This window comes from Opitutus sp. GAS368 (genome assembly GCF_900104925.1).
Classification (GTDB): Bacteria; Verrucomicrobiota; Verrucomicrobiia; order Opitutales; family Opitutaceae; genus Lacunisphaera.
In genome coordinates, this window is the sequence record NZ_LT629735.1 from 2,685,061 (window position 1) to 2,708,368 (window position 23,308).

A 23,308-nucleotide genomic window follows, 5' to 3' on the forward strand; every position below is an offset into this window, starting at 1 on the left:
TCAGCGGCGGGCGGCCTCGCGGGCCAGCGCGAGATGCAGGGGCAGCGAATTGGCCTCGTGGAAGCGACGCACGATGGTGGCGCGCGCCCGTTCGACGCGGCCGGTGTCGCCGGTGAAATGCGCCGCGAGCGCCGCCTTCACCGCCTCGGCCAGCTGGTAGCGGTCGCCGGGCGGCACCAGCCAAGCCTCGTCCGGCGCGAGCATCTCGGCGATGCCGTTCACGTTGGTGCTGACGATCGGAAGGCGGAAGGCCGCCGACTCGAGCAGCACGCGTGGGAAGGATTCCTCAAAGCTGGTGCAGACGAATACATCGGCCAGACGGTAGAAGTCGTGGATCTCGCCCGTCTCCGGCAGGAACACGACGTTGTCGAGACCGTGCAGCTCCGCCTCCTGCCGGAGCGAGTCGAGGTAGAGGCCCGGGCGCGCGCCGACCATGACCCATTTGATCCTCTTCCCCGGATAAGTGTGGCGCAGTTCCTCGCGCAGCAGCTCGGCGGCGCGCAGGTAGATGTGCTGGCCCTTGCGCTCGCAGATGGAGCCGATGTTGATCAGCAGCACCGCGGCCGGGTCGAGCCCGTGCTTGCGGCGCAACGCGGCCTTTTCGTGCGCGGCGGCAAAGGCATCGATCCGCGCCACGTCCACCCAGCTAGGCAGTAGGCGGAAATGGTCGTGGTCGAGGTAGTCGAACACCGTGCGCGACGAGTCGGCCGTGAACACGACGCGTGTCGCGGCACGGAACGCCTCCTCCACGAGCGGAAACAACGCGGGCGCCATGACCGGCTCGAAGAAGCGCCGGATGGCCGAGCTCTCGTGCACGTAGAGCAGCGAGGGCTTTTGCACGACCGTCGCGAGATGCACGGCCCAGAATGAAACCATGGTGTTCGCGACGAGCAGGTCGATCTGGCTCCAGTCCGTCTTCACCGCCGCGTGCAGGGAGGCTGTGAATTCCGCGGGCGAGGCGGAGGCGAGCGCCGGCGAGACGTCGACGACCTCGACGGGCATGCCGGCGGCCTCGAACACGCGGCGCATCGGGCCCTCCTGTGGCGAGAGCACACACACGCTGACCCCCGGCTGGGCGGTCAGGTGGCGGGCGAGCTCGAAGATGAACCAAGGTGCGCCCTCGAAGTTGAGGTTGTGCGTCGCGACCAACACGCGTAGCGGCGAATTGTCCGCCGGGCCGGCGGCGACCACTGCGGGCGGTCGATGGTGCCGCACCCGGGCGGGTGCCTCGGCCTCGTAGGTGTGCCAGGCGGTTTTCGCGGCGGCCAGCAGCGCCGCGCCGGGTCCGAGCGGCAGGCCGTGGCGCCGGGCGGAGCCGCGCAGGGCCCAGAGCGTCCGGGCAAAGGTGCGCCGGGAAAGCGGTGGCAGCGGTGCGTCGGCGCCGGCGATGACGCGCGGAGCGAACCGCTGGGCGAAGGCGAGGTGCTTTTCGCCGTTGTCCAACTCGGCAAAGACCTTGAGCAGGGCCGGCGCGCCCTGGTTGGCCGGCAGGTCCACGTGGCCGACGAATTGCGAATGTTCGCGGCCGGGCAGGTCGGCGAACACATTGCCGATGTCGGCGCGGGCCAGGCCGTGCAGCAGCGCGGATTCCTGCACGGCGTCGGCCAAGGCGGTGACGCGCCTGATCTTCGCCGTGCGGTGCGCGAGCCAGCCGGTGACGGACAGACGGCCGTAGCGCAGCCAGCCGGTGTCGCGCGGCTCCTCGAGCGCGCCGTGGAAAGGCGGGTTGGGCAGCGAATTCAGCGGCACGGCGAGCGCGGCGGATACGACCTCGTCGGCCAGCCCGGCCAGCGGCGCCAGCGGCCTTTGCGCGTGCAACCGGAGCAGGGGTGGCACGAGGCCGGCGAGGCGGGAGCTCAGCGCCGGGGGCGGCGGGCACTCGGGTGCGTCGGGGGCGACGGAGATCGCGACGCGGAAGAACTCGGTCCAGAGGCCGGCCGGGTCGCGCGCCTCGAGGCGCAACAGCGCCGCGCCGCGGTGCGGGGTGACCTGTATCACCCAGCCGGAATACGGCGGGCCCTGGCGGCCCAGGAATTTCAGGTCGAGGCCCGGCTTGGGCAGGCCGTGCAGGCCGAGAAACGGCCGGCCGTCGATCCACGCGCGCAGGTCAGTGACAAAGCGGTTCTCGCCAGCGAAGATCCAGCCGGCCAGCCACGAGGGCCCGGCGGGAAAACGCCAGCCGGCGGGGTGGACCTCCACGTCGAACTGCCAGCCGGCCGCTTCGCTCATGACACAGGTTGGCCGGCGGCCACGGCGCAGGCGAGTGCGGTGTGCCGGGGCAGCACGAGATCGGCGGCAAAGTGCGACTCGATGCGGGCGCGGGCGTGCACCGCCAGCTCGCGGCCGATCGCAGGATTGCCCAGCAACTTTGCCAGTGCATCCGCCCAGGCCGTGGTGTGCCCGGGCGGGACGAGAGTTGCCTCGACGCCGTCGCGGGCGATCTCACTGATGCCGGGGATGTCCGACGCCAGCAGCGGCGTGCCGCAGGCCATCGCCTCGAACACGACGCGCGGGGAGGATTCCTCATAGCTGGAGCAGGCGGTCAGGTCGGCCGCGGCGTAATAGCCAAGGAAGTCGGGCGATTCCGGGTGCACCACAAGGTTCGGCAGGGCGAGATTCGCGAGGATCTCGCGCAGGAAGTCGTCAAACGGCGCCTGGCGTCCGCCCAGCAGGACGAACTTCGTGCGGGCGGCAAGGTCGGGGTGGCGGCGGTTGAAGAGGTCGACGGAGCGCGCGAAACTGACCTGGGCCTTGCGGTCGCAGACGGTGCCGACGTTGGTGACGAGCAGTTCGCCGGGCTTGAGCCCAAAGGAGGCCTGCAATGCCTCGCGCGGATGCGCCGCGCGCCAGGCGTCGATGGCACGAACATCGACCCACCCGGGAGTGAGCACGGCCGTCTTTACCGGCCGGCCGGGGCCGGCGTGGTAGCGCCGTGTCGCATCGCTGGTGAAGCTGACGGCATCGGCCAGCGCGAGAGCCTCGTCCGCGAGGGCCACGACCGCGGGATGCACGCTGCCGCCGTAGAAGGCGGCGGGGCTGGTGCTCTCGTGGATGTAAGACAGGACGCGCTGGCCCGCGGCTTTCGCGGCCTGCACGGCCCAGAACGTCGTGAAAGTGTTCGTGATGACCAGGTCGGCCGCAGTGAAATCGAAGACGCGGCCGATCGCGGCGATCGCGGCCTCGGCGGCGGTCGCGCTGCCGGCGCGGAACACCGGACCGGCGTCGACGATCACGATCTTCGCGCCGCACGCGGCGAAGCGTTCGCGCAACGGGCCGTCGGCCGCGCTCACCACCGTCAGCGCGGCGCCATCGGTCGCGAGATGGCACGCGAGGTCGAGCAGGAAGAGCGGGGCGCCCTCGAGGTTGAGGTTGTGACTGGCGAGGATGACGCGCTTGAGCGGCTGCATTGATCGGGCGGGAACCAGCGCGGGCGGCGGGGTCCGCGGCGTGGCCGCCGGGCGCGTGGCGACGGCGCGAAGGCGCTCGATCTCGGTTTTCAGCTCCGCATCCTGCGTCACGCTGAAGCCGCGCACGCGCAGCGCGCTCTGCCAGGCGGTGAGCGCCGCGGTAAAATCCTCCGCCGTTAGCGGAGGATAAGGATGCTTTTCCTCCTCGGCGTCGTGCCGCCGGGTGGTGCGGACTTGCACGAGGTGCAGCGAACCGTCGCCCATCTCCGCATAGAGCCGCAGGGTCACGGGATTGGGCAGCTGGGGCGGCACGTCCACATAACCTTCGTAACCCGAGGTGCCGGCCGCCGGATATTGGGGAAAGTGCGGGACGATATTGGCGGTCGCGCGGCCGAGCGTGAGCGGTTGCAGCGCCTGCAGGTCGGCCGTGCCCCAGAGCCGCTTGATCGGCTCGGTCTTGTGGAAGAGGTAGCCCACCACCGGCAGCAAGCCGAACCGGCTGCGATTCACGAGCGCCGGTTCGTCGGCGTGGCCGATGAAGGGGTCGGGCGGGTAAAGCTGGTCCTGGCCGACGGGCAGGTCAGCGGCGAGTTCCACCGCCAGCTTCACCCAAGATGTTTCGGGCCGGGTGCGACGCGCGCGCAGCAGGAAGTCCAGGCCGCGGCCGAAGTCATGCCAGCGCAGCGGGCGCGGCGGCGGCGGCTCGACGGCGGGGGCGGTGCGCCCGGCGACGTGATAGGTGAAGGCCTGGAACACCGTCCAACGTCCCTCGATCTCCAGCGCCTCGAGCGTCCCCTCGATGGTGCCCGGTGGCAACTCGACCGGGATGGAGAATTCCGCGAGCGCCGGGCGCCGGCCGGTCTGGAAATGCGCGGCGAGGTCGGCGCGCGGCCGGCCGTGGATGCCGGCGAACACGCGGCCGGCGACGCGGGCGCGGACATTGGCAAAATGTCCGCCGGGCTTGGGCCAGACCCAGCCGCGGAGCACATGCGCACCGGGCGGCAGCGCCGCACCGGGCGCGGGGGACTCGAGGTGGCTGAAGCTGAAGGCGGTCTCGTGCATCACTTTTGGATGTAGAAGCCTGCTTGCAGGCGATCAAAGTGGTTGTCCCGCAACGAAGATCCTGAATCGCCTGCAAGCAGGCTCCTACAGGAAGAGAAGGGATTCCGCTGCATGATGCTCAGCCGAGCCACGCCTCGCGGACGGCCTGCAGGTGGGCGGGCAGGGCGCGGGCCTGGTGGTAGTTGCGGGCGGCACGGGCGTAGGCCATCGAGAGCATCTTCTGATTGCCGGCGAAGTGGTCGGCGAGCGCCATTTTGAGCGCCGCAGCGAGCTTGAACGGGTCGCCCGCGGGCACGAGGTGCGCTTCGTCGGTGTTGGTCACCATCTCGGGGATGCCGTTCACGTCCGTGCTGACGATGCGCGTGCCGAACACCATCGCCTCGAGCAGCACGCGCGGGAAGGACTCTTCGAAGCTTGTGCACACGAGGATATCCGCCAGCCGGTAGAAATCGTAGATGTCGGGCGTCTCGGCGAAGATCTTCACGTCGTGCAGGTCCATCAGCTGGATGTCCTCGCGCAAGGTTTCCATGTAGAGGCCGTCGCGCGCGCCGACCATGACCCACTGGATTTTCTTTTCCGGGAACAAGGCCGGCAGCTCCTTCGCAAGCAGGTCGATGCCGCGGATGTAAATGTGCTGGCCCTTGCGTTCGCACACGGAGCCGATGTTGACGACGAGCACGGCGTCGGGGTCGAGGCCGTGCTGGAGGCGCAAGGCGCGCTTGTCGTGGGTGGCGGTGAACTGCTCGATGCGGCCGAAGTCCACCCAGCTGGCCAGGGTGCGGAAGTTGTCGTTGATGTTCAGCTCCTCATGGATGACGCGTGTGGCCTTGGCCGTGAACACGACGCGCGTGGCCAGGCGGAAGGCCTCCTCGACGGTCTCGTACAGCGGGGCCGGCAGCAGCGGCTGGAAGAAGCGCTTCACGCCGTTGCTCTCGTGGATGTAGAGCGCGGAGGTTTTGCCGAGGTGGGCGGCGAGGTGCACGGCCCAGAACGTCAGCATGGTGTTGCAGACGAACACGTCGGTGCCGTCCCAGGGCCGCGCGGCGGCGAACGACTTGAGCGCGGTGGCGAAGCCGGCCGGGTCCTTGGCGCCGAGGAGCGGGGAGACGTCCCAGATCTCGACCTTGAGGCCGGCTTGCTCGAAGCGTTTCCGCAACGGCCCGTCCTGCGGCGAGGCGACCGTGACCTGCACGCCCGGCTGCTCGGCGAGGTAGCGGGCGAGCTCGAAGATGAAAATCGGCGCGCCTTCGAAGTTGAGGTTGTGCGTGACGAAGGTGGCACGGAACGGCCGCGCCGTCTGCGCGTAGCGGTCGTGCCAGGGATTGAGCGGCAGGTTGCGCGGCGGGAAATCGAGCCCCTCGCTGATGAACGGATCGCGGTCGTGGCCGTGGCGGGCGATATACTCGACGTGTTCGCGCTCGGCGTAGGTGTTGCCGCGCGACGCGCTGCCGACGTGGCGCAGCACGGCCTGCGGCGACCACACGGTGCGACCGCCGGCCGCGGCGGCGCGCAGGCAGTAGTCCACGTCGTTGTAGGCGACCGGGAGCTTCGCCTCGTCGAAACCGTTGAGCCGGCGGTAGAGGTCGGTGCGCGTCAGCAGGCAGGCGCCGGTGACGGCCGCGACGTTGCGCGCGGCGTGCGGCAGGAAGAGGTAGCCGAGGTCGTCCGCCGGTTCCTTCTCGAACAGCACGTGGGCGAGGCCGTCGCCGCGGCTCAGGCCGATGCCGGCGTGATTGAGCGTGCCGTCGGGGTAGAGCAGCTTGGCCCCCGCGACACCGACGCCGGGCACCGAGAGCCAGCCGGCCAGATCCTCGAGCCAGCCGGGCGCCAGCGCCTCGACGTCGTTGTTGAGGTGGAGGAGGAGCGGGGTGTCGGCGCGCGCGCTGCCAAGGTTGACGAGGCGCGAGTAGTTGAAGCCCTCCGTCGTGGCCGGCGCCCGGATCACCTCGATGCGGAGATCGGTGCGCGCCGGGAGCGAGGCGAAATAGGCGAGTGCGTCGGCGTCGGTGGAGTTGTCGTCCACGACGACGACCTGCACGGATGCCTTCGGCGTGGTGCGGGCGAGCGAATCAAGGCAGGTGCGGAGCAGGTCGGCGCGGTTCCTCGTCGGAATGACGACAGTGACGGGATTCTCGCGCAGGATGTCCGGGCTCCACTTCAGCTGGTGAAGGCAGAGCGCGTAGTTTTTCGCGAACTCCGGCAGCACCGGCTCTGCGCGCAGGCCGCGGCGGGCGACGGCCTCGGCGATGCCCTTGCGGGCCGCCTCGAACAGGTAGCCCTTCTGGTCGCCGCGGGTGGCGGTGCTCTCGGCGTGGGCGCGCCAGTGGTAGCCGATGAAGGGCACGTGCAGCACGTCCTTCGCGTCGATCAGCTCCCAGCAACGGAGGAAGAGGTCGATGTCCTGCGCGCCGTTGAACTCGGGGCGCAGCCCGCCGGCTTTTTGGACGACGGCGCGGCGGATGACCGTGAGATGGTGCGTGTAATTGTGGGTGAGTGCCATCTCCGGGCTCCAGCCGCCCTTAAACTGCGGGTCGAAGCGGCGGCCGGTGTCGTCGATCTTGTCCTCGTCGGTGTAGAGGTAACCCGCGGTCGGGTGGCGGGCGATGGCTTGGGCCACGTGCAGCAGCGCGTCGGGCGGCAGCAGGTCGTCGTGGTCGAGCAGGGCGACGAAGTCCCCCGTTGCGACCTCCAGCGCGGAATTGGTGGCCCGGGCGATGTGCCCGTTTTCGGTCCGGAAGACGGGCTTGATGCGAACATCGGCCCGGGCGGCCTCCTCGAGGATGCGGCGCACGTGCGGTTGCGGCGAGGCGTCGTCGGCGATGCAGAGTTCCCAGCGCGGGTAGAGCTGCTGTTGCAGGCAGCCGAGCAGTTCGCGGAGATATTCTTCCGGTGTGTTGTAAGCCGGCACGACGACGCTGATCAGCGGCCCGCTGGATTGCACCAGCGCGGCCGCGTCCTGCGCCAGCACGGCGCGGAGGCGCGGGGTCAGGCGGTTGTGCCAGCACCAGCGGGTATAGGGATCCTGGTCGCGCCGGCGCACGAGTTCGGCGGCGGGCTTCCTTGGCTCGCCGCGGCTGAGGGTGGCGGCGAGGTGGTCCTGCAGACGCTTGATCTCGGCGTGCGACTGCGCCCAGCTGTCGAACCTGTAGCGCCCCAGCGGGACGCCCCGCAGGAAGGCGAGGACGACCTTCACAAACAGCGCGGTCCGGTAGACCGGGATCGGGCCGGAATGCTCGTCGCGCCGATCGAGATACATGCGGCGGGCAAAGGCGAGGGGGCGCGTGCCGTCGCCGGTCTCGGCGAAGATCTTCAGGTTGGCGGGATTCGGCGCGTCCTTGCGGATATCGACCAGGCCGTAATAGCCCGACTTGAGCGCATTGGCGTGGTCGGTGCGGTGGGCGGCGACGTCGGGCCGGTCCTTCGGGTAGACGAGGCGGTTCTCGGTCAGCACGCCCGTGGTGGCGCTGAGCTGGGAGATATGCCGGCCGACGCCGAAGATCCAGCCCGTGATGCGGAATTTGTCGTAGCCGGCGTTGATCCAGTGGCCGGGGTTCTCGATGTGCCCGATGAAGCGGTCGCCAATGACGACGTCGCTCGTCGGCGTGAGGACGTCGCGCAGCACGGCGTCGGTCTCGCGGCAGAGTTCGCCCCAGGAGGCGCGGTGGAAATGGCGGTAGAGGTAATGGAGCGTCTGGTAGACCAGCGCCGCGCGCAGGAGGCGCGGCGGCTTCACGGCGTCGGCGGGCAGGGCGGAGGTGTCGAGCGGGGTACGGAAGAACTCGCGCCACTGCGTGCCGTCGTGCCAGTCGAGCGCGAGTTCCCGGGCGCCGCGCCACACCTGCACGCGCTGGATAAAGCCCGTGCGGCGCGCGGCCAGCGTGCCGCCGAAGACCTGCTGGGTATCCGGCCGTTCGAGGCCGTAGAGGCCCAGGTAGGCGCGCTGGTCGACCCGCGCGCGGATGTCCACGCAGCGCTCGGTTTCGCCGGGGTAAAGCCAGCCGACCACTTCGATGCCAGCCACCTCCGGCCGCCACGAGGCGGGACTGTCGAGGTGGAACTTGGGCGCGGCCGGGCTGCTCATCAAAGGGCCGGAATTAAGCGGTCGGGCCCGCCGGCAGTAAAGCCTGTTCCTGACGCGGCGGCAGCGGGGGGAATTCCTAGCGGATCTCGATGCGGCCCCAATAGGCCCAGTCGTTGACGAAGTTGTTCTTCTCGCCGGGGGAAATCTTGAAGACCACGCTGCCGGTGAAGGGGCCGGCGCCGTCGATCATGATGGCCTGCGGGCCGCGGTCGCCCGGCACCCTGACGGGGTCGAGGTCGCGTTTATACAATACGCGGCGCAGGCCGTCGGCGCGGAGCTCGAAGATTGTGATGCTGACGCCGTCGGTCACCGCGGTGGCGTCGGGCGCGTAGGCGGCGGCGTTGATGCCGGCCTCCGCGGTGATGCGGGTGGCGCCGGGCGGAGGGGTGAAGCTGATCTCGGACTCGGGGTGCGCGAGGATGACCTTGCGGCCGAGGCCGACCTCGCCGATCGCGATGCCGAACATGCTGCGGGCGCCGGCGGGCCGCGGGCTCGTCATCGGGAAGTCGAGGCCGGTGAGGTCGTTGGGCTGCAGTTTGCCCGCATTGGGATCGGCCGGCGGTTGGGTGTTGAGCGTCACGCCCTCGAACGTTCGGCCCTGCAGCCGGGCGGCCGCGGCGGGAATGGCGTCCTCCGGCAGGTAGAGTTCGCCCTCCTCGCTGGTTGCGAAGGGCGCCGCGGCGAGGTTGAAGCGGGTGGTGCGCACATGGACGAACTCGAGGCGGTTGACCCGGCGCGGGTCGTGGCGTATGAGCATGGCCGCGATCTTGCGCGGCGGGAGTTTCTGGAGGATGTCGCCGAGCACCTTGAATTCCTCCTCGCGGCCGCCGGGCACGGAGATGGCGCGGCGCTGGGCGTAGTAGGGGATCTCCGAGTTCCAGTCCCAGCCGTAGATGAGCACCACGCCCTCGGGCGGGACACTCTCGCGGATGATGGTGGCGATGCCCGGCGGCGGCGGCGGCGGGTGGCGCAGGTGTCCGGCGTAGCCGCGGTAATACGTCAGCAGCTGGCCGCCGAAGAACAGCGCCACCACGAGGCCGCGCGCGGCGAGGGGCAGGCGGGCGTTGTCCCAGACCCCGGCGAGCAGGAAGCCGCCGGCGAGCAGGAGAAACAGGGCGTTGGCGCTGTAGTAATAGTCGTGGTAGAAAAACAGGTTCGAGAAGAGCAGCATCCCGCCGAGGAAGAAGGCCGCGCACCAGGCGGCCGTGCGCCGGGCCGGAGCCTCGACCAGGGCGAAGGCCAGCAGCATCACCGCCAGCGGCACCTCGCCGAGCACGCAGGTGCGGATGTTCTCCCAGGCCACGGCCCAGAATTCCGCGGAGGTGCGCTGCGCCCACGTGCCCCAGTTCCATTTCACCAGCTCCGTCGAGGCCAGGAAGCCCGAGAAGGGGTTCGAGTGCTTGATGTGGTCGGAGCGCTTCACCCACCACTCGGCGATGCCGACCGCGGCCAGCACGGGCACCGCGGCCAGCACGGCGCCGAGCCAGGGCCGGGCGCCGGGTTGCGTCCGCGTCTGCCAGCGGGGCCGCCACAGCCAGAACGCGAACACCGCGGCCGGCGGCAGGAAGACGAGGAAGGTCGTCGCCTTGGCCAGCGCGGCCAGCACGGCGAAGACCGTCGCCCCCACGGCGCACCGGAGGCAGTTGTCGCGCACCGCGCGGCCGAGGGCATAGAGGAACCACGTCGAGAAACACAGCGCGGTGGTCTCGATCATGAAGGTGCGCGAGTAGAAGAGGTAGGTCGGAGAGGCCAGGACGGCGGCGGCGACGAGCAGCCGGCGCGACGGCGCCAGGCCGAAAAACCCGGCCAGGCCGTAGACGGCCGGCAGCAGCGCGAAGAGGAAGAACACGCTGACGCCGCGCGCGGTCTCCTCCAGCGGCGTGCTGAGCGTGTTGCACAGCGTGGCGACGATCCACTGGTAGACGGGAAACTCCATCGGGATGGACCAGGGCGGGCCAAACAGCGGCAGCTCGTAGTCGAGCTTGTAGCCCCCGGTTTTGAGCCAGTAGGTCGAGGTCGCGGTCTGGAGCTGGCGGAACTCGTGCCGGTCGAGGATGCTGTTGTGCCAGCCCCGGGTGGTGAGCCAGAGCGTCAGCACCAGCATGAATGCGAAGAGCCAGACGAGCGGCTTGGCGGGCGCGGTGGGGGCGGGATCAGCCATGGTGAATCAATGCCCGGAGTAACCGGCCGCCGCGCGCCGGACGCCCTCGTCCAGCGAGACCAGCGGCCGCCAGCCGGCGGCGGCGGTCAGCCGGCGGTTGTCCAGCCGGCTGTCCCGCACGTCCCAGGCGGGCGCGGGCTGGAAATTCAGCGTGATTTTTCGGCCGGTGTGCTTTTCCACCAGCGCGATCACCTCGCGCACCGTATGCGATTCCCCGGCGCTGAGGTTGAACGTGCCGGTCAGGCGCCGGGCGACGACCGACTCCACGGCGGAGAGGAAATCGGTGTAATAGAGAAAATCCTTTTGCGCGTGGCCGTCACCCCAGAGCGTGAGCGGCTGGCCTTCCGCGGCACACCGCAGGGCGTGCGGGATGATGCCTTGCAGCCGGCTTTTCGGCACCGGGTAACCGTAGGGATTGGAGATGCGCAGGATGGTGCAGGAGAGCCCGTGCTGCGCGGCATGGCGCTCGATGATCTCCTCGGCGGCGCGCTTGGCCCGGCCGTATTGGCCGATGGGCCGGCAGACGTCGGTCTCGAGATTGGGCCGGCCTGGGGCGTTGCCGTAGACGGCGCCGCCGGTGGAGAAGAACACAAAGTGCGGCCGCGATTTCTCCGGCAGCGCGGCGATGGCGCCTAGGATTTTTTCCAGGGCCGGCAGGTCGTCCTGCCATTCCGGGCCGCCGCCTTGCTCCGATGTGGCCGGCAGCGTGCTCCAGGCGAGGTGCAACAGGGCCTGGTGGCCGGGAAGGGCGGCCTCGAGCCCGGCCAGATCCTGGAAACCGGCGCCGCCACCGCGCGAAAACAGCGTCACCTCGTGCACGCGCAGATAGTCGGCGAGCAGGGCGGCCAGCCGGCCGCGGCCGCCGGTCACAGCCAGGCGCAAGGGCGATGGGGTGGCGCGGGACATGGGCTACGAAACTGCCAGCGTGCGGTAGAACTTGGCAAGCGCCTCCGCGCTGCGTCGCCAGCTGAAGTGCGCCGTGGCGTAGGCCGCGGCACCCTGGCCGAGTTTTTCGCGCAGCGCCGGGTCGGCCCGCAGCACGCGCACGGCGCCGGCGATGCCGGCCGCATCGGCCCGGTCGAGCACCCAGGCGTCGACGCCGTGCCGCAGCGCGATGCCGAGGTTGGTGCGCGGCAGCACAACCGGCCGGCCGAGCGAGAAAAATTCCGGCAGCTTGGAGGGGAAACGGTAATCGTTGAACGCATCGGGCCCGCCCGGCTGCACGAAGACATCGGCCAGCGCCATCAGCGGCGGCAGGTGGTGGTGGTGCGTGACCTGGCCGAGCGCGAGCACGTGCGGGGCGACGGCGGTGGCGAGGCCGCCGAGGAAGTCCACGCGATCCAGGCCGGTGCGGATGAGGGTGACGGGTGTGCCGGTGCGGTTGAGCTCAAGCACGGCGGCGTAGAGCTCGCGCATCTCGGCGGCGTTCGACGCATGGACATTGCCGTGATAGAACAGCACGGTGGTGTCCGGGGCGAGTCGCAGGGCGGCGCGGAAGGCGGCCGGCACTGGCCGCGGGTAGTAATGACGCCCGTCCGCCGCCGGCGGGAGCGTGAGACAGGACTTGCCCGGCGGCACGAACTCGCGGAGGCGGTCCAGGATGACCGTGACGGCGTCGCACTTGGCGAGGAAGCCACGGCTGAGCCGCGGGTGAGAAAGATCGGCGGGCACCAGCCGGGCGAGCTCGGCGTCGTCCAGTTGCGCAATCTCCGCCACCGAACGGCCGAGCGACAGGGCGAGGACCTGCTGTTCGTTGTCCTCCAGATGGACGATCAGGCGCGAGGCATGGCGCGAGCGGAGCTGCTCGGCCAGCAGGCGGACATTCTCGCGGGTGGTCCAGGCATGGATGATGTCGGGACCGCGTCGGTCGGGAAAGTCCGGGTCGTTCCGCGCGTCGGCATGGGTGAGGCCGCGGAACGCCGGCCGGTCGAGGTGCTGCAACGTCGCCTTGTCGTGGGCGACCGCCACGGCGCACGCGTGACCGGCGGCCGCAAGCTCGTTGGCCAGCGCGGCGACATGGAGTGCGTTGTTGGAGGCAAAACTGCCGGGCAGGATGAAGAGGACGTTGAGTGGGTGTGCGACGCGAACGGCCGGATCGGCCGCGCGGGGCGCGCGGGTGTGCTCCAAGCCGATGCGGGCCGCCGTGAGATCCAGTTCCGGCTCATGGTTTTCATCCGTGGCCACGCTGAAACTGACCTTGGTCGCGGCGACGACCGCGCGGCCGTCCGCCAGCAGCGCCCGCGCGCGGACCGGACCGTGGCCGGCGACGAGGAAGTCCTCGCTCATGAACCCGGCGCGGCCGGCGTGCGCCACCTCGGGGAAAGCCGCCGGCACATCGGTGCGCGTCCGGCCGATGACGCAGGCGATCCGGCGGTGACCGTAGTGCAGGGAAAGTTCGGCGACCGGCTGAACGGGATCGAGGGCCCAGCCACCGACCTTCACACGGTCGCGGAGCGTGCCCTCGCTGATCGGCTCGTCTAGGACGACGACAAAGGGAGCGGCCTCGGCGGCGATGGTGAGCTCCTTAAAAACCCGCCAGCGGCCATCGGGCAGTTGCGCCTCGAAGCGGCCCAGGTGGATCCCCGCGGGAAGACTGCCCTCCAGGGTGAAGCCGGCGCGGCCGGCGGCTTTTTCGCCGGGCAGAAGGGTCGCGACGTCGGCGCGCTCGTGGCGCCCGCCCAGGGGGATGACGGCGGGGCCGGCGACAAGACGGACCGGCGGCGGGAACGATTCGCCGCGGGCGACGCACCAGCCGACGACCGACAGCCGCCCGCCCGCGGCGCGCAACGGACGGGGCGACTCGATTTCGCCGATGAGCGTGGACGCGTTCATCATTCGGCCGTGTTCAGCCCAGCCAGGCGGTCCAGCGCCAGCGGCGGGAGGATTTCATCGCGGCGATTTCGGTGCGGAGTTCGTCCAGCGCCTTTTCGGCTGCAGCCACAGCGGTTTCGGCCTGGGCCAGCCGGGCGCGGGCGGTGGAGAGATCGGTGCCGGCGCCGGCCAGCTGCTGCTGCAGGCCCGCGGCATGGGCCTGGGTGTCGGCGAGGACTCCGCCGAGGTGTGCGGCCTCGCCGATCTTGCCATCAGCGAGTCTCTGGGCGGCCGCCAGCAGGCCCTCGATTTCGGCCAGGCGTGGCGCAAGGCGGTCGTGCTCATCCTCCAATTCCATGATGCGCACCTGGGCCAGGATGAGTTGCTGGCGCAGCCGGATGATAAGTTCAGCCGTCTCCGAAGGGGCGGGCGTCATGGGTGCTGCACTCAACCCGCGGGGCCTCGGGAAGTGAAGCCTATTTCGGGTCGCGGCTCAGAGCCGGTAGCCGGCGGAGGCGGCGTCGTTGGCGAACATCTTCACGGTGTCGAGCGACAGCGCGGCGAGGTCCAGGCCGAGAAGCTTGGCGGCCTTGGCGAGGATGTCGTGCTGCACGGTGACGATGTGGCAGCCGCTCTGCTCGGCCTGCACGATGTTCAGCACCTCGCGCACGCTGGCCCACAGCAGCTCGGCCTTGGGCTGGCCGGCGAGGATCTGCCGGCTTTCGCGCATGATCGGCATCGGATCGACGCCGGTGTCGGCGATGCGGCCGGCGAAAATCGAAACGACGGACGGCACCTGGGGATTCAACGCCGCCGCGACAGCCCGCACCTGCTCCAGGGTGAGGATGGCGGTGATGTTGAGCTGCACACCCTGGGCGGCCAGCTCCCGGATGAGCGGGATGGCCGACTCGGCGCGGGTGTTGGTGATGGGGATCTTGACATAGACGTTCTTGCCCCAGCCGGTGATTTTCAACGCCTGGCGCTTCATCTCCGGGAAATCGTCGGCGAAAACCTCGAGCGAGATCGGCTTGGCCGTGACGGTCTGCAGGATGTCCCTGGCAAAGGCCTCGTAGTCGGTGATGCCCGCCTTTTTCATCAGGGTCGGATTGGTGGTCAGGCCCTTGATATAGGGCTTGGCGTAGAGGTCGAGAATCCCGGCCTTGTCCGCTCCGTCGGCGTAGATGTGGATCTTGAGAGTATTCAGGGTCAGCATGCAGCCAGTCAGCTAATCGCCTTGGACTGGGCAAGAACAATGCCGGCCGCCTCGGTGAAGGTGCGGGCCGTAAAGTCGGGCTTTTGTCGCAGCGGCTCGTCGTAACCCCGGTCGATGAAGACGGTGCGGCAAGCGGCGCGGGCGCCGCAGTCGACGTCGCGCCAGCGGTCGCCGATCATCCAGCTGCCGGCGAGGTCAAGGCCAAGCGCCTGCGCGGCGTCGGTGAGCATGCCCGGCTCGGGCTTGCGGCGCCGGTCATCCGGGTGCCCCACGCCCCGGCCGGGGGCGTAGCAAACCTCGATGCGGGCGATCTCTGGGATGAGCTGCCGCAGGTGGGCGTGCATGGCCTCGACCACCGCCTGAGGCTGCGTCCCGCGGCCGACATCAGGCTGGTTGGTGGCGACGACGAGCACATAGCCGGCGGCGTGGAGTTGCCTGCAGCCTTCCGCGACGCCGGGCAGCAACTGGAACTCCACCACCGTCGCGGGCGGGTAGGGCCGGCCTTCGCGCACGAGCGGCGCGTTCAGCGTTCCGTCGCGGTCCAGAAACACGGCACGCCGCTTCGTCATGGCGGAACGCGGCTCAGCGCGTGCTCTCCCATTTCGTCTGATTCACCTTGAGGTCCGGGTGGGAGACGAAGAGGTGCCAGACGACAGCCTGGAAGGCCTCGGAGTGCGGTGTGACGTTGTTCGGGTTAACGGTCGGCACGATGACGCAGGCGTCGGCGACCGTGGCGGTGTAGCCGCCGTCCTTGCCGACGATGCCGATGACGCGGGCGCCGACCTGCTTGGCGAACTGGAGCGCCAGGACGAGGTTGGGCGAGACGTTCTTCTCGAGGTTGCCGCCGCCGACGGAGAGGATGAGGAGCGTGTCCTTCAACGTGAGCCGCGAGCCGCGCAGCCACTCGACGAACACGCTGGCCCAGCCCTCGTCGTTGGTGCGGGCGGTGAGCTCGGAGACGTTGTCAGTCGGGGCGTAGCACTCGAGCCCGGCGATCTTCCGGAAATCGTTCACCGCATGCGATGCGTTGGCCGCGCTGCCGCCGACGCCGAGGATGAAGAGCCGGCCGCCGCGTTCGCGCGTGGCACGCAGCTCGGCGACGCACTTCTCGCAGTCGGCGGGGTTGAGCTTCGCGACAATCTCGGCGGTTTCCTTGAGGTGTTGGGCGGCGTAGGACATGGGGATTAGGCGCCAGCAGAACGTTTTCGGAGGAGTTGGTCGAGTTCGTTCAGGCCGGCGGGCGAGCCGATCTCGTAGAAACGCTCCTTCACCTCGTAGCCCGCCAGTTCGCCCCGGGCGCAGAGATCGGCCTGCACCGCAGTCAGGTCAACGACAGTGTTGCGCGGGCAGCCGGCGAAGGCGGCGGCGCGGAACAGGCCTAGGCCATAGTCGATGTGCCGCATCTGCAGGGGCTTCTCCTTCTTCGAGTAAAGCCTGATACGGCCGTCCTCGAACCACACGTTGCTGGCGTCGTAGGCCTCTCGGTTCTCGAACACGGTCATCAGGCCGAGCTTGCCGGACACCAGAAAGGCGCGCCCGACGTCCCGGTAATCGATGGGCAGGTAGGAATCGCCGTAGAGGACGTAGAAGGCGTCGCCGAGTTTGGGCAGGGCGCGGATGAGCGCGCCGCCGGTGCCGAGGAGGTTCGGGCCGTCGAACGAGTAGTCGATCTGCACGCCCCATTTCGCGCCGTCGCCGTAACGGTCGGCAATCATCTCGCCGAGATGGCCGACACAGAGCACGACATGCGTGAGGCCGGACTTTTTGAGCAGGCGCAGCTGGTGGGAGAAGAACGGCTCGCCCGCGACCTCGACGAGCAGCTTGGGGATTTTCTCCGTGACGGGCCGGAGCCGGGTGGCGAGGCCGCCCGCGAGGATGGCGACGGGGAGGTCTGGGTCTGGGGTTTTCAGAAAGCGACGTAGATGAAGGGCTGCACGGGCAGGGAAATCCGGTAGAGCAGGTAGTGCAACAACACGCCGATGGCGAGCCCGAGCAAAAAATGGCCGAGCAGGCGCAGCTGAGGCGCGAAGGGAAGCCGGTCGAGCAGACGGGTCAGCATGGTCAGGGGTGGTTGATTTCGGTGATCCGGCGGGCGACGATTTGGGCGACTTTTTGCCCGCCGTCGCCGGAAAGATGGGCGCGATCAATGAAGTCCTCCGGCGCGAAATCGATGCCGACGATGTCGCAGGCGATGCCATGATCGCGCCAGATTTGGGCGCAGGCGGCATAGACGCAGGCATCGCGCGCCTGTTCGGCGGGGGTCAACCGGGCCCGGTAGTAGGGAGCATTCTGGCTGAGCAGAATGAGGGAGCGCGGCCGTAGCGCGGGGAGGAACGAGGCTTCGATGTCATCGGCCAGTCGTTGCCGGTTGCCGGCCTCCAGGAGCCAGCCACCCGCCGCATCCGGCACGGCCAAGGAGGCCGAGAAGCTGCGCACGATGGCCATTTCCTCGGGTAGGAACTGCCGGAAGCGCAGGTCGGGCGGCTGGGCGTGCGGCTCGTTGTCGGGGAAGCTGGCTCGCGGCTGCCAGGAGTCGCCGGCCAGGACGAAGTTCCAGACCGTGAAGAAGTGACGGTAGCCCACATGGTGCCACAATGATTGGTGCCGGAACCACGGTTCCAGCCGGGCGCCGAGGTGTTCCTCCGCCTGCTGCTGTTTTTCCGCGGGCGACAGCGCACCCAGCCAGAGGCGTATGCCCTGGTCCCGCGCGACGAAGGACGCGAGCCGGTCCTGCTCGAGGGCCTGCCAATAGAAGTAGCCGCTGGCGCCGCCGGGTGCGCGGCCCGCGGCGGCCGCTGGGTTGGTGTTCGCCACGTAGAGGACCGGCAGGCCACGGCGCAGCAGGGACTCGGCCACGAGGGCGGCGCCTTGGGTGGGTGCGGCGCCCCGAAACGCCAGGTTCACCACCACGTAGGAGTCGCCCAGCAATTCCTGCAGCCGCGTGCTCCACAACTCGTCCGCCGGCTGGCCCACGCCGTTCAGGATGGAATTGCCCCCGATGATGACCAGCGTCTTGCCGGGTTGCCAGCGCGCGAGAGCGAGGGTTTCCAGCATCGCATAGGGTGGAAAATAAATGGTGTCCGGGCTGATCCGCTGGTGAAAGCGTTTGAAGTTGTCGGGCTTGCTGTAGCCGGCGGCCAGGTGTCCCTGCCAAGTCGCGCCGAGGAATCCGAGGAGGATTCCGGCTAGCAGGATCCAGCTGGAGCGACGCGGGGAGTTCATGATTGATCCAAGGCGAAGAGTTTGGCCGCCATCCGCAGGGCAGGCAAAGGTTCGTAGAAGAAGAGCAGCCAGCCCAGTGCGACGTGGAGCAGGGTGAGCGCCCAGCCCAGCACCGGCAGGCGGGCAAACCCGCCGGCCAGCCACCGGCCCGTCGCGCCGAGCACGCGGGAGTAGGACAGGCTCACCGCGAGCCCGAGGCCATGCCAGAGGCCCCACAGCACGAAATGCCAGGCGGCTCCGTGCCATAGTCCGCAAAGGGCGAAGACCACCAGGCCGTTCAGAAGCTGGCGGGCCAGCCCGTGCCGATTGCCCCCGAGCGGAATGTAGACGTAGTCGCGGATCCACGAGGTCAGGGACATGTGCCAGCGCTGCCAGAAATCCCCCAGGCTCGTGGCTAGGTAGGGATACTGGAAATTCTCGGGCAGGCGCACCCCGAGCATCCGCGACAGGCCGATCGCCATGTCGGTATAGCCGCTGAAATCGAGCAGGATGCGCGCGGTGATCGCGGCGAGCAGGAGCCAGGCCCGGCCGAGCGGCAGCGCGGCGAAGTTGTCGCCGTAGAAATTGATCACCAGCGTGAGGTTGTCCGCGAGGATGATCTTCTTCACCAGGCCCAGGGCCAGGCGCCGGGCGCCCGCGGCCACGTCGTCCACATTGACCCCGGCGAGGCCGGCGTGGAGGCTCGGAAGGTATTCCTGGAAGCGCTTGATGGGGCCGGCGACGAGCGAGGGAAAATGGATCGCAAAGAGCGCGAAGTCGTCGGGCCGCCGGATCGGCGGTTTGCCGCGGAATACCTCCACGAGGTAGTGCACGAACTCGAAGGCAAAGAAGCTGATGGCCAGCGGGGCCGCCGCCGGCAGCCAAGCCCGAGCCTGGCGTTCAAAATGCTCCGCCGCCACGGGACTGATCCGGCCCAGCAGCCCCTGGCTGAAAAACAGGGCATATTTATAGAAACACAGGGCCGCCACGCACAGCACGATCGCCGCCACGCAAGCCGCGCGAAGCCGCGTGAGGGCCGCCAGGTAGGTGACCAGGCCGAGTACCACGATCGGCAGCACGCCGGCGGGACCGGCGAAGTGCAGGTGAAAGAACGCGCAACCGGCCAGCAGCCAGGCCCGGCGCGCCAACGGGTGGCGGAGAAGCCAATAGACGGGAAAGAACGCGGCGCTGAAGCAGAAGAACCAGTAGGTATTGAAGATCATGCCACCTGCCGGTCAACGGCGGTCAGTTCTGGGTCACCACTTTTGTGCCCTCGAAGTCGAAGCGGAAACGGACCTCCTGCAGGCCCTTCTCGCGCATGGCGTGCCGGAGCCTGGTCTTGTCCGCGGCGTAGAACATGAGAAAGCCGCCGCCGCCGGCGCCGATCAGCTTCCCGCCGAGGGCGCCGTGCGCCCTAGCGTAGTCATACCACTCGTTGATGCGGGCGTTGCTCATGCCGGTGCTGCGCGATTTCTTGCGCTGCCAGTGGACGTCCATGAGCCGGGCGAACTCGTCGAGGTTGCTGCTTTCGAGCGCGGCGAGGGACTGATGGCCGAGATCCTTGGTGAAATGCAGGTGGTCGAGCATCGCCTGGTTGTTCTGCTTCGACTTGTCGTTCTGGTCCTTGAGAATCGCCGAGGCGGAGCGCGAGTAGCCCGTGAAGAAGAGCAGCAGGTTGTCCTCGAGGTTGAAGAGCGTCTCCTCGGTGATCTTGACGGGCCGGTATTCGACGCGGCCGTCCTGGTGGAAGGTGAAGGCCGTGATGCCGCCGATCGCGGCGATATACTGGTCCTGCTTGCCGATGGGCTCGCCGAGTTTGTCGATCTCGATGTGGCAGGCCTGCTCCGCGAGCTCGGCGGGGGAGATCAGGTGCTTGTTGGCCGCGTGGAGAACCTTCAGCAGCGCGGTGGTGAAGCTGCCCGACGAGCCGAGCCCGGTGCCGCCCGGAATGTCGGCCATCGACGTCAGCTCGAGCGAGCGGCCGTCCATGCCGAGCAGCGCGAAGGCTTCGCGGATGATCGGGTGTTCCAGCTGCGCGGCAGTGGGGACGCGCTCCAGCTTGGAATACTTTACGATCAGGTCGGGCACGAAGGTGCGGTGCAGGGTGAGGTAGACGTATTTGTCGAGCGCCCCCGCCACGAGAAAGCCACCGTGCTCGCGGTAATAGGAGGGCAGGTCGGTGCCGCCGCCGCCGAGGGAGATGCGCAGGGGGGAACGGGTGATGATCATGGGGAAAGCGGCGCGTCGGCGACGGGGTAGCCGCTTGAGCGGTAGATGTGCTCGACGATTTCGAGGGTGCGGATGCCTTCGCGCAAGCCGGGATTGGGCGCGCGGCCGGTGCGGATGTCCGCCTCGAAGGCGGCGAGCTCGAGCTGCCAGGAATTGTCGCCGGCCGGATAGTCCCACACGGTCGTTTCCGGCGGGCCCATCTGCGGCAGCATCTTGTAGTAAGTGCATTTCTCCGGCCCGTAGCTGCCGCCGAGGCCGTCGATGGAAATCTTGGCGTCGCGGCCATAGAGCTCGAGGGAGAAGAGATTCTTCCACTCGGTGCAACTCACGTGCAGCCACGCGGTCTGGCCGCCGGCCGTGCGCAGCGAGAGGAAGGCGTTGTCATCCACCTTCATGTCCCAGAAATAGGTCGCGGCGTGGCCGGCGACGCTCGGGAAGTCGCCCAGGAACCAGCCGGCGAGGTCGATCAGATGCACGCCTTGGTCGATGAGTTCGCCGCCGCCGGAGAGCTTGGGGTCGGCGCGCCACTCGCGGTCGTAGCCCGTGCGACCGCCGTGGCCGTAGCGGCCGCGCAGGAACATCATCGGACCGAGGACGCGGGACTCGAAGAGCTCGCGGGCCTTCTGCAGCGCCGGATGAAAGCGGTGGTTGTAGCCGAGGCGCACCCTGACGCCGGCCGACTCGGCGGCGGCCTGCACGGTGCGCAGCTGCGCGGCGTTGAGGGCGCCGGGTTTCTCCACGAGCACGTGCTTACCAGCGCGCACCGCCGCCAGAGTGAGCGGCGCGAGCGAACCGTTGAGGGTGGCGATGATGACGGCGTGGACGGCGGGGTCGGCCAGGACCTGCTTGAAATCCGTCGTGGCCATCGCGCCGGCGTGGGTCTGGGCCAGCTCGGCGGCGCGGGCGGCGTCGAGATCGCAGGCATGGCGCAGTTGGCCGGGCGCAAGGGCCGCGGCGCGCTTGCGGCCGATGAGGCCGCACCCGGCGATGGCGAACTGCAGCGGGGCAGCCATCAGGGCGTGGGTTTCTTGACGCGGTCCTCGGGCACGATCCGGCGGAGCGTGTAGACGTCGCCCGTGGCCAGGGCGCGGAATTTGGCCGGGTCCTTCCACGGGTCCCACTGGGCGCTGATGAGCTTGCCGGTGATGCCGTCGCTTTCCGCGCTGGCCAGCCAGACGCAGAGTCCCGCGCCGAGCTTCGGGTCGGCCGCGCCTTCGTCGGACCACTTCTTGTTCTTGGCGTAGAAGTCGGCCCCGGCCTTGTCCGGGCCGGCGGCGAGGACCTGCTGGGTCAGTCGCGTGCGCAGCGCGCCGGGCGCGACGGCGTTCACGTCGATACGGTTGGCGCGGCATTCCTCGGCGAGCGTCTCGGTCAGGCGGACGACGGCGGCCTTGGTGGCGGCGTAGGCGACGAAACGCGGCATGGGGTTGGTGGCGCCGCCCCCGGAAATATTGATGATCTTGCCGATGCCGTGCGGCTTCATCGCGCGGATGGCGTGCTGGCAGACCAGCAGCGTGCCGGTGACGTTGATCTGCCAGGCCTGCGTCCAGTCAGCGAGGGTGACCTCCTCGGTCGGTCCGATGGGGCCGTAGATGCCGGCGTTGTTGACGACCGCGTGGAGCGGCCCGAGCTGCGTGGCGCGGGCAAAGAGCGCCGCGACACTCGCGGGATCGGCGACATCGCAGGCGAGGCCGACGAGCTGTTGGCCGGGCTTGAGGCTCGGTGCGAGCGCCGCCTGGGCCTGGGCGACGTCCTGGGCGGTGCGGGCGCAGAAGGCCACATTGGCGCCCTCGGCGAGGAAGGCTTCGACGATATGGCGGCCAAAGCCCTGGCTGCCGCCGGTGATGAGGGTGTTGTGTCCGGAAAGTTTCATGGGCGTCCGACAGTGAGGTAGACAGCGCCGGCGACGGGAGCCACCGCTTTTTCCACCAGGCGGTTGGCATCGACGACCACCGGCCGGGCCATCGCGCCCAGCAGGGCGGGCCAGGGGAGGTCGCGGAACTCGGGCCACTCGGTGCAGATGACAGCGGCGTGCGCGCCGCGCAGGGCGTCGGCCGCCGAGGCAGCCAGCGGCAAGTCGCGGTGGTCCGCGTCGGTCGTGCGGATGAGCGGGTCAAAGGCCCGGACCGTGACGCCCGCAGCGAGCAGCTGGCGGCAGAGCTCAACGGCCGAGCTGCGGCGGAGCGTGCTGGTGTTGGGCGTGTAGGCCAGGCCGAGCACGGCGACGACGGGCAGCTTCACGCCGGCGAGGACGGGTTGGAGCTTGCGGAAGGCCCAGTCGCGGTGCCGATCGTTGCTCTCCTTGATGGCGGGGATGAGTGCAAGCGGGAGGTGCTTTGCCTCGCCGAGTCTGGTCAGTGTCACGACATCCCGGGCGAGGGTACCGCCGGCGAACGGGCCGCCGGGGCTGAGGTAGGCGCGCGGGCCGATGCGCGGTTCGCTCTTCAGGCCGGCGGCGACCTCCTGGGCGTCGGCGCCGACGTTCTCGGACAAGGCGGCGATCTCGTTGATGTAGGCGACGGAGAGGGCGAGGAAGGAATTGAGCGCATGCTTCACCATCTCGGCCGACTCGGGGCGCATCCACACCAGCGGGGCGCCGAGCGGGGCGAGCAGCTGCTCCAGCACCGGCCGGGCCGGCGCGGAGGCGCCGACGATGATGCGCGCGGGTTTCTCGAAGGCCTCGATGGCCTTGCCGAGCCGCAGATTCTCCGGCGAGCAGGCGAAATGCAGCGCCGGGTATTTTTTCGCCAGCTGCGCGCAGGTGCCGACGGGTAGTTGGGAGGAGATGAGCACGACGGTGCCAGGCCGCAATCCCGGCAGCACACGGGCGAGGCGGGTGTGCACCCAATCGAGGTCGGAGCGATCATCGGCGTCAACCGGCGTATCGTAGCAAACCCAGAGCACGTCGGCGGAGGCGGCGGAGCCGGCATCGGTGGAAAACGCGAGATTGCCGCCAGCCAGCCCGGCAGCGAGCAGCGCTTCCAGTCCCGGCTCGTGCAGCGGCGCGCGGCCGGCGCGCAGTCCGGCCACGACGGCCTCGTCGAAGTCGAGGCCGGTCACACGGCGATGCCGCGCCACGCAGGCGGCCGTGACCGAGCCGAGGTGCCAGAGGCCGAGGACAGTGAGTTTCATGAATGCGCGGG

The 23,308-nt window shown here is 69.1% G+C and carries 19 protein-coding genes; 1 reads left to right on the forward strand and 18 read right to left on the reverse strand.

Going from position 1 to position 23,308, the window contains the following annotated elements; all coding sequences use genetic code 11:
* The 11 genes from BLU29_RS11460 to BLU29_RS18560 form a co-directional block, all read right to left on the reverse strand.
* The gene (locus BLU29_RS11460) at window positions 1-2,229 is read right to left on the reverse strand and encodes a glycosyltransferase family 4 protein (protein ID WP_091057960.1); all 2,229 of its coding nucleotides are present in this window, start codon (window positions 2,227-2,229) and stop codon (window positions 1-3) included.
* Window positions 2,226-4,469 carry a glycosyltransferase family 4 protein gene (locus BLU29_RS11465; RefSeq protein ID WP_091057961.1) on the reverse strand — a complete coding sequence of 748 codons (2,244 nt, stop codon included), beginning with the start codon at window positions 4,467-4,469 and terminating at the stop codon, window positions 2,226-2,228. The genes BLU29_RS11460 and BLU29_RS11465 overlap by 4 nt, the downstream gene beginning before the upstream one ends.
* Window positions 4,470-4,587: 118 nt before the next feature.
* Entirely contained in the window at window positions 4,588-8,550 is a 3,963-nt protein-coding gene (locus tag BLU29_RS11470; RefSeq protein ID WP_091057964.1) for a glycosyltransferase, read from the reverse strand.
* A 76-nt stretch (window positions 8,551-8,626) separates the two neighbouring features.
* Entirely contained in the window at window positions 8,627-10,711 is a 2,085-nt protein-coding gene (locus BLU29_RS11475; protein WP_091057966.1) for a glycosyltransferase family 39 protein, read from the reverse strand.
* A gap of 6 nt (window positions 10,712-10,717) precedes the next feature.
* Window positions 10,718-11,617, reverse strand: coding sequence for an NAD-dependent epimerase/dehydratase family protein (locus BLU29_RS11480; protein WP_091057969.1), 900 nt, complete (start codon window positions 11,615-11,617; stop codon window positions 10,718-10,720).
* A gap of 3 nt (window positions 11,618-11,620) precedes the next feature.
* Entirely contained in the window at window positions 11,621-13,546 is a 1,926-nt protein-coding gene (locus tag BLU29_RS11485) for a hypothetical protein (RefSeq protein ID WP_091057971.1), read from the reverse strand.
* A 10-nt stretch (window positions 13,547-13,556) separates the two neighbouring features.
* Window positions 13,557-13,958, reverse strand: coding sequence for a hypothetical protein (locus BLU29_RS11490; protein WP_091057974.1), 402 nt, complete (start codon window positions 13,956-13,958; stop codon window positions 13,557-13,559).
* A 57-nt stretch (window positions 13,959-14,015) separates the two neighbouring features.
* A complete protein-coding gene (locus BLU29_RS11495; protein ID WP_091057976.1) occupies window positions 14,016-14,735 on the reverse strand; it encodes a transaldolase in 720 nt (239 codons plus the stop codon).
* Between the two features lie 8 nt (window positions 14,736-14,743).
* Window positions 14,744-15,304 carry an HAD-IIIA family hydrolase gene (locus tag BLU29_RS11500; RefSeq protein WP_091057978.1) on the reverse strand — a complete coding sequence of 187 codons (561 nt, stop codon included), beginning with the start codon at window positions 15,302-15,304 and terminating at the stop codon, window positions 14,744-14,746.
* A 13-nt stretch (window positions 15,305-15,317) separates the two neighbouring features.
* On the reverse strand, window positions 15,318-15,914 hold the full coding sequence (locus tag BLU29_RS11505) for an SIS domain-containing protein (protein ID WP_091057980.1): 597 nt from the start codon (window positions 15,912-15,914) through the stop codon (window positions 15,318-15,320).
* A 5-nt stretch (window positions 15,915-15,919) separates the two neighbouring features.
* Window positions 15,920-16,555 (reverse strand): sugar phosphate nucleotidyltransferase, encoded by a 636-nt coding sequence (locus tag BLU29_RS18560; RefSeq protein ID WP_231962348.1) that lies wholly within the window; start codon window positions 16,553-16,555, stop codon window positions 15,920-15,922.
* On the opposite strand from BLU29_RS18560, the gene BLU29_RS18565 reads away from it, so the two are divergent.
* Window positions 16,460-16,657 carry a hypothetical protein gene (locus BLU29_RS18565; protein ID WP_231962354.1) on the forward strand — a complete coding sequence of 66 codons (198 nt, stop codon included), beginning with the start codon at window positions 16,460-16,462 and terminating at the stop codon, window positions 16,655-16,657. The two genes, BLU29_RS18560 and BLU29_RS18565, sit on opposite strands and share 96 nt — an antisense overlap.
* On the opposite strand, the gene BLU29_RS18570 is transcribed toward BLU29_RS18565, so the two are convergent.
* The 7 genes from BLU29_RS18570 to BLU29_RS11535 are packed head-to-tail and all read right to left on the reverse strand — an operon-like array spanning window position 16,642 to window position 23,297.
* Window positions 16,642-16,794, reverse strand: coding sequence for a hypothetical protein (locus tag BLU29_RS18570; RefSeq protein ID WP_231962355.1), 153 nt, complete (start codon window positions 16,792-16,794; stop codon window positions 16,642-16,644). The two genes, BLU29_RS18565 and BLU29_RS18570, sit on opposite strands and share 16 nt — an antisense overlap.
* A 2-nt stretch (window positions 16,795-16,796) precedes the next feature.
* Window positions 16,797-17,957 carry a hypothetical protein gene (locus BLU29_RS18575; RefSeq protein ID WP_231962223.1) on the reverse strand — a complete coding sequence of 387 codons (1,161 nt, stop codon included), beginning with the start codon at window positions 17,955-17,957 and terminating at the stop codon, window positions 16,797-16,799.
* Entirely contained in the window at window positions 17,954-19,159 is a 1,206-nt protein-coding gene (locus BLU29_RS11515) for an MBOAT family O-acyltransferase (RefSeq protein ID WP_091057985.1), read from the reverse strand. Before BLU29_RS11515 ends, BLU29_RS18575 begins: the two co-directional genes overlap by 4 nt.
* 22 nt (window positions 19,160-19,181) lie before the next feature.
* Window positions 19,182-20,165: a galactokinase gene (locus tag BLU29_RS11520; RefSeq protein ID WP_091057988.1), complete on the reverse strand. Its 984-nt coding sequence runs from the start codon at window positions 20,163-20,165 to the stop codon at window positions 19,182-19,184.
* Window positions 20,162-21,178: a Gfo/Idh/MocA family oxidoreductase gene (locus BLU29_RS11525; RefSeq protein ID WP_091057989.1), complete on the reverse strand. Its 1,017-nt coding sequence runs from the start codon at window positions 21,176-21,178 to the stop codon at window positions 20,162-20,164. The genes BLU29_RS11520 and BLU29_RS11525 overlap by 4 nt, the downstream gene beginning before the upstream one ends.
* Window positions 21,178-22,038, reverse strand: a complete 861-nt coding sequence (locus tag BLU29_RS11530) for an SDR family oxidoreductase (RefSeq protein ID WP_091057992.1) — start codon at window positions 22,036-22,038, stop codon at window positions 21,178-21,180. Before BLU29_RS11530 ends, BLU29_RS11525 begins: the two co-directional genes overlap by 1 nt.
* Window positions 22,035-23,297, reverse strand: a complete 1,263-nt coding sequence (locus BLU29_RS11535) for a nucleotide sugar dehydrogenase (RefSeq protein ID WP_091057993.1) — start codon at window positions 23,295-23,297, stop codon at window positions 22,035-22,037. Before BLU29_RS11535 ends, BLU29_RS11530 begins: the two co-directional genes overlap by 4 nt.
* Window positions 23,298-23,308 lie beyond the last annotated feature (11 nt).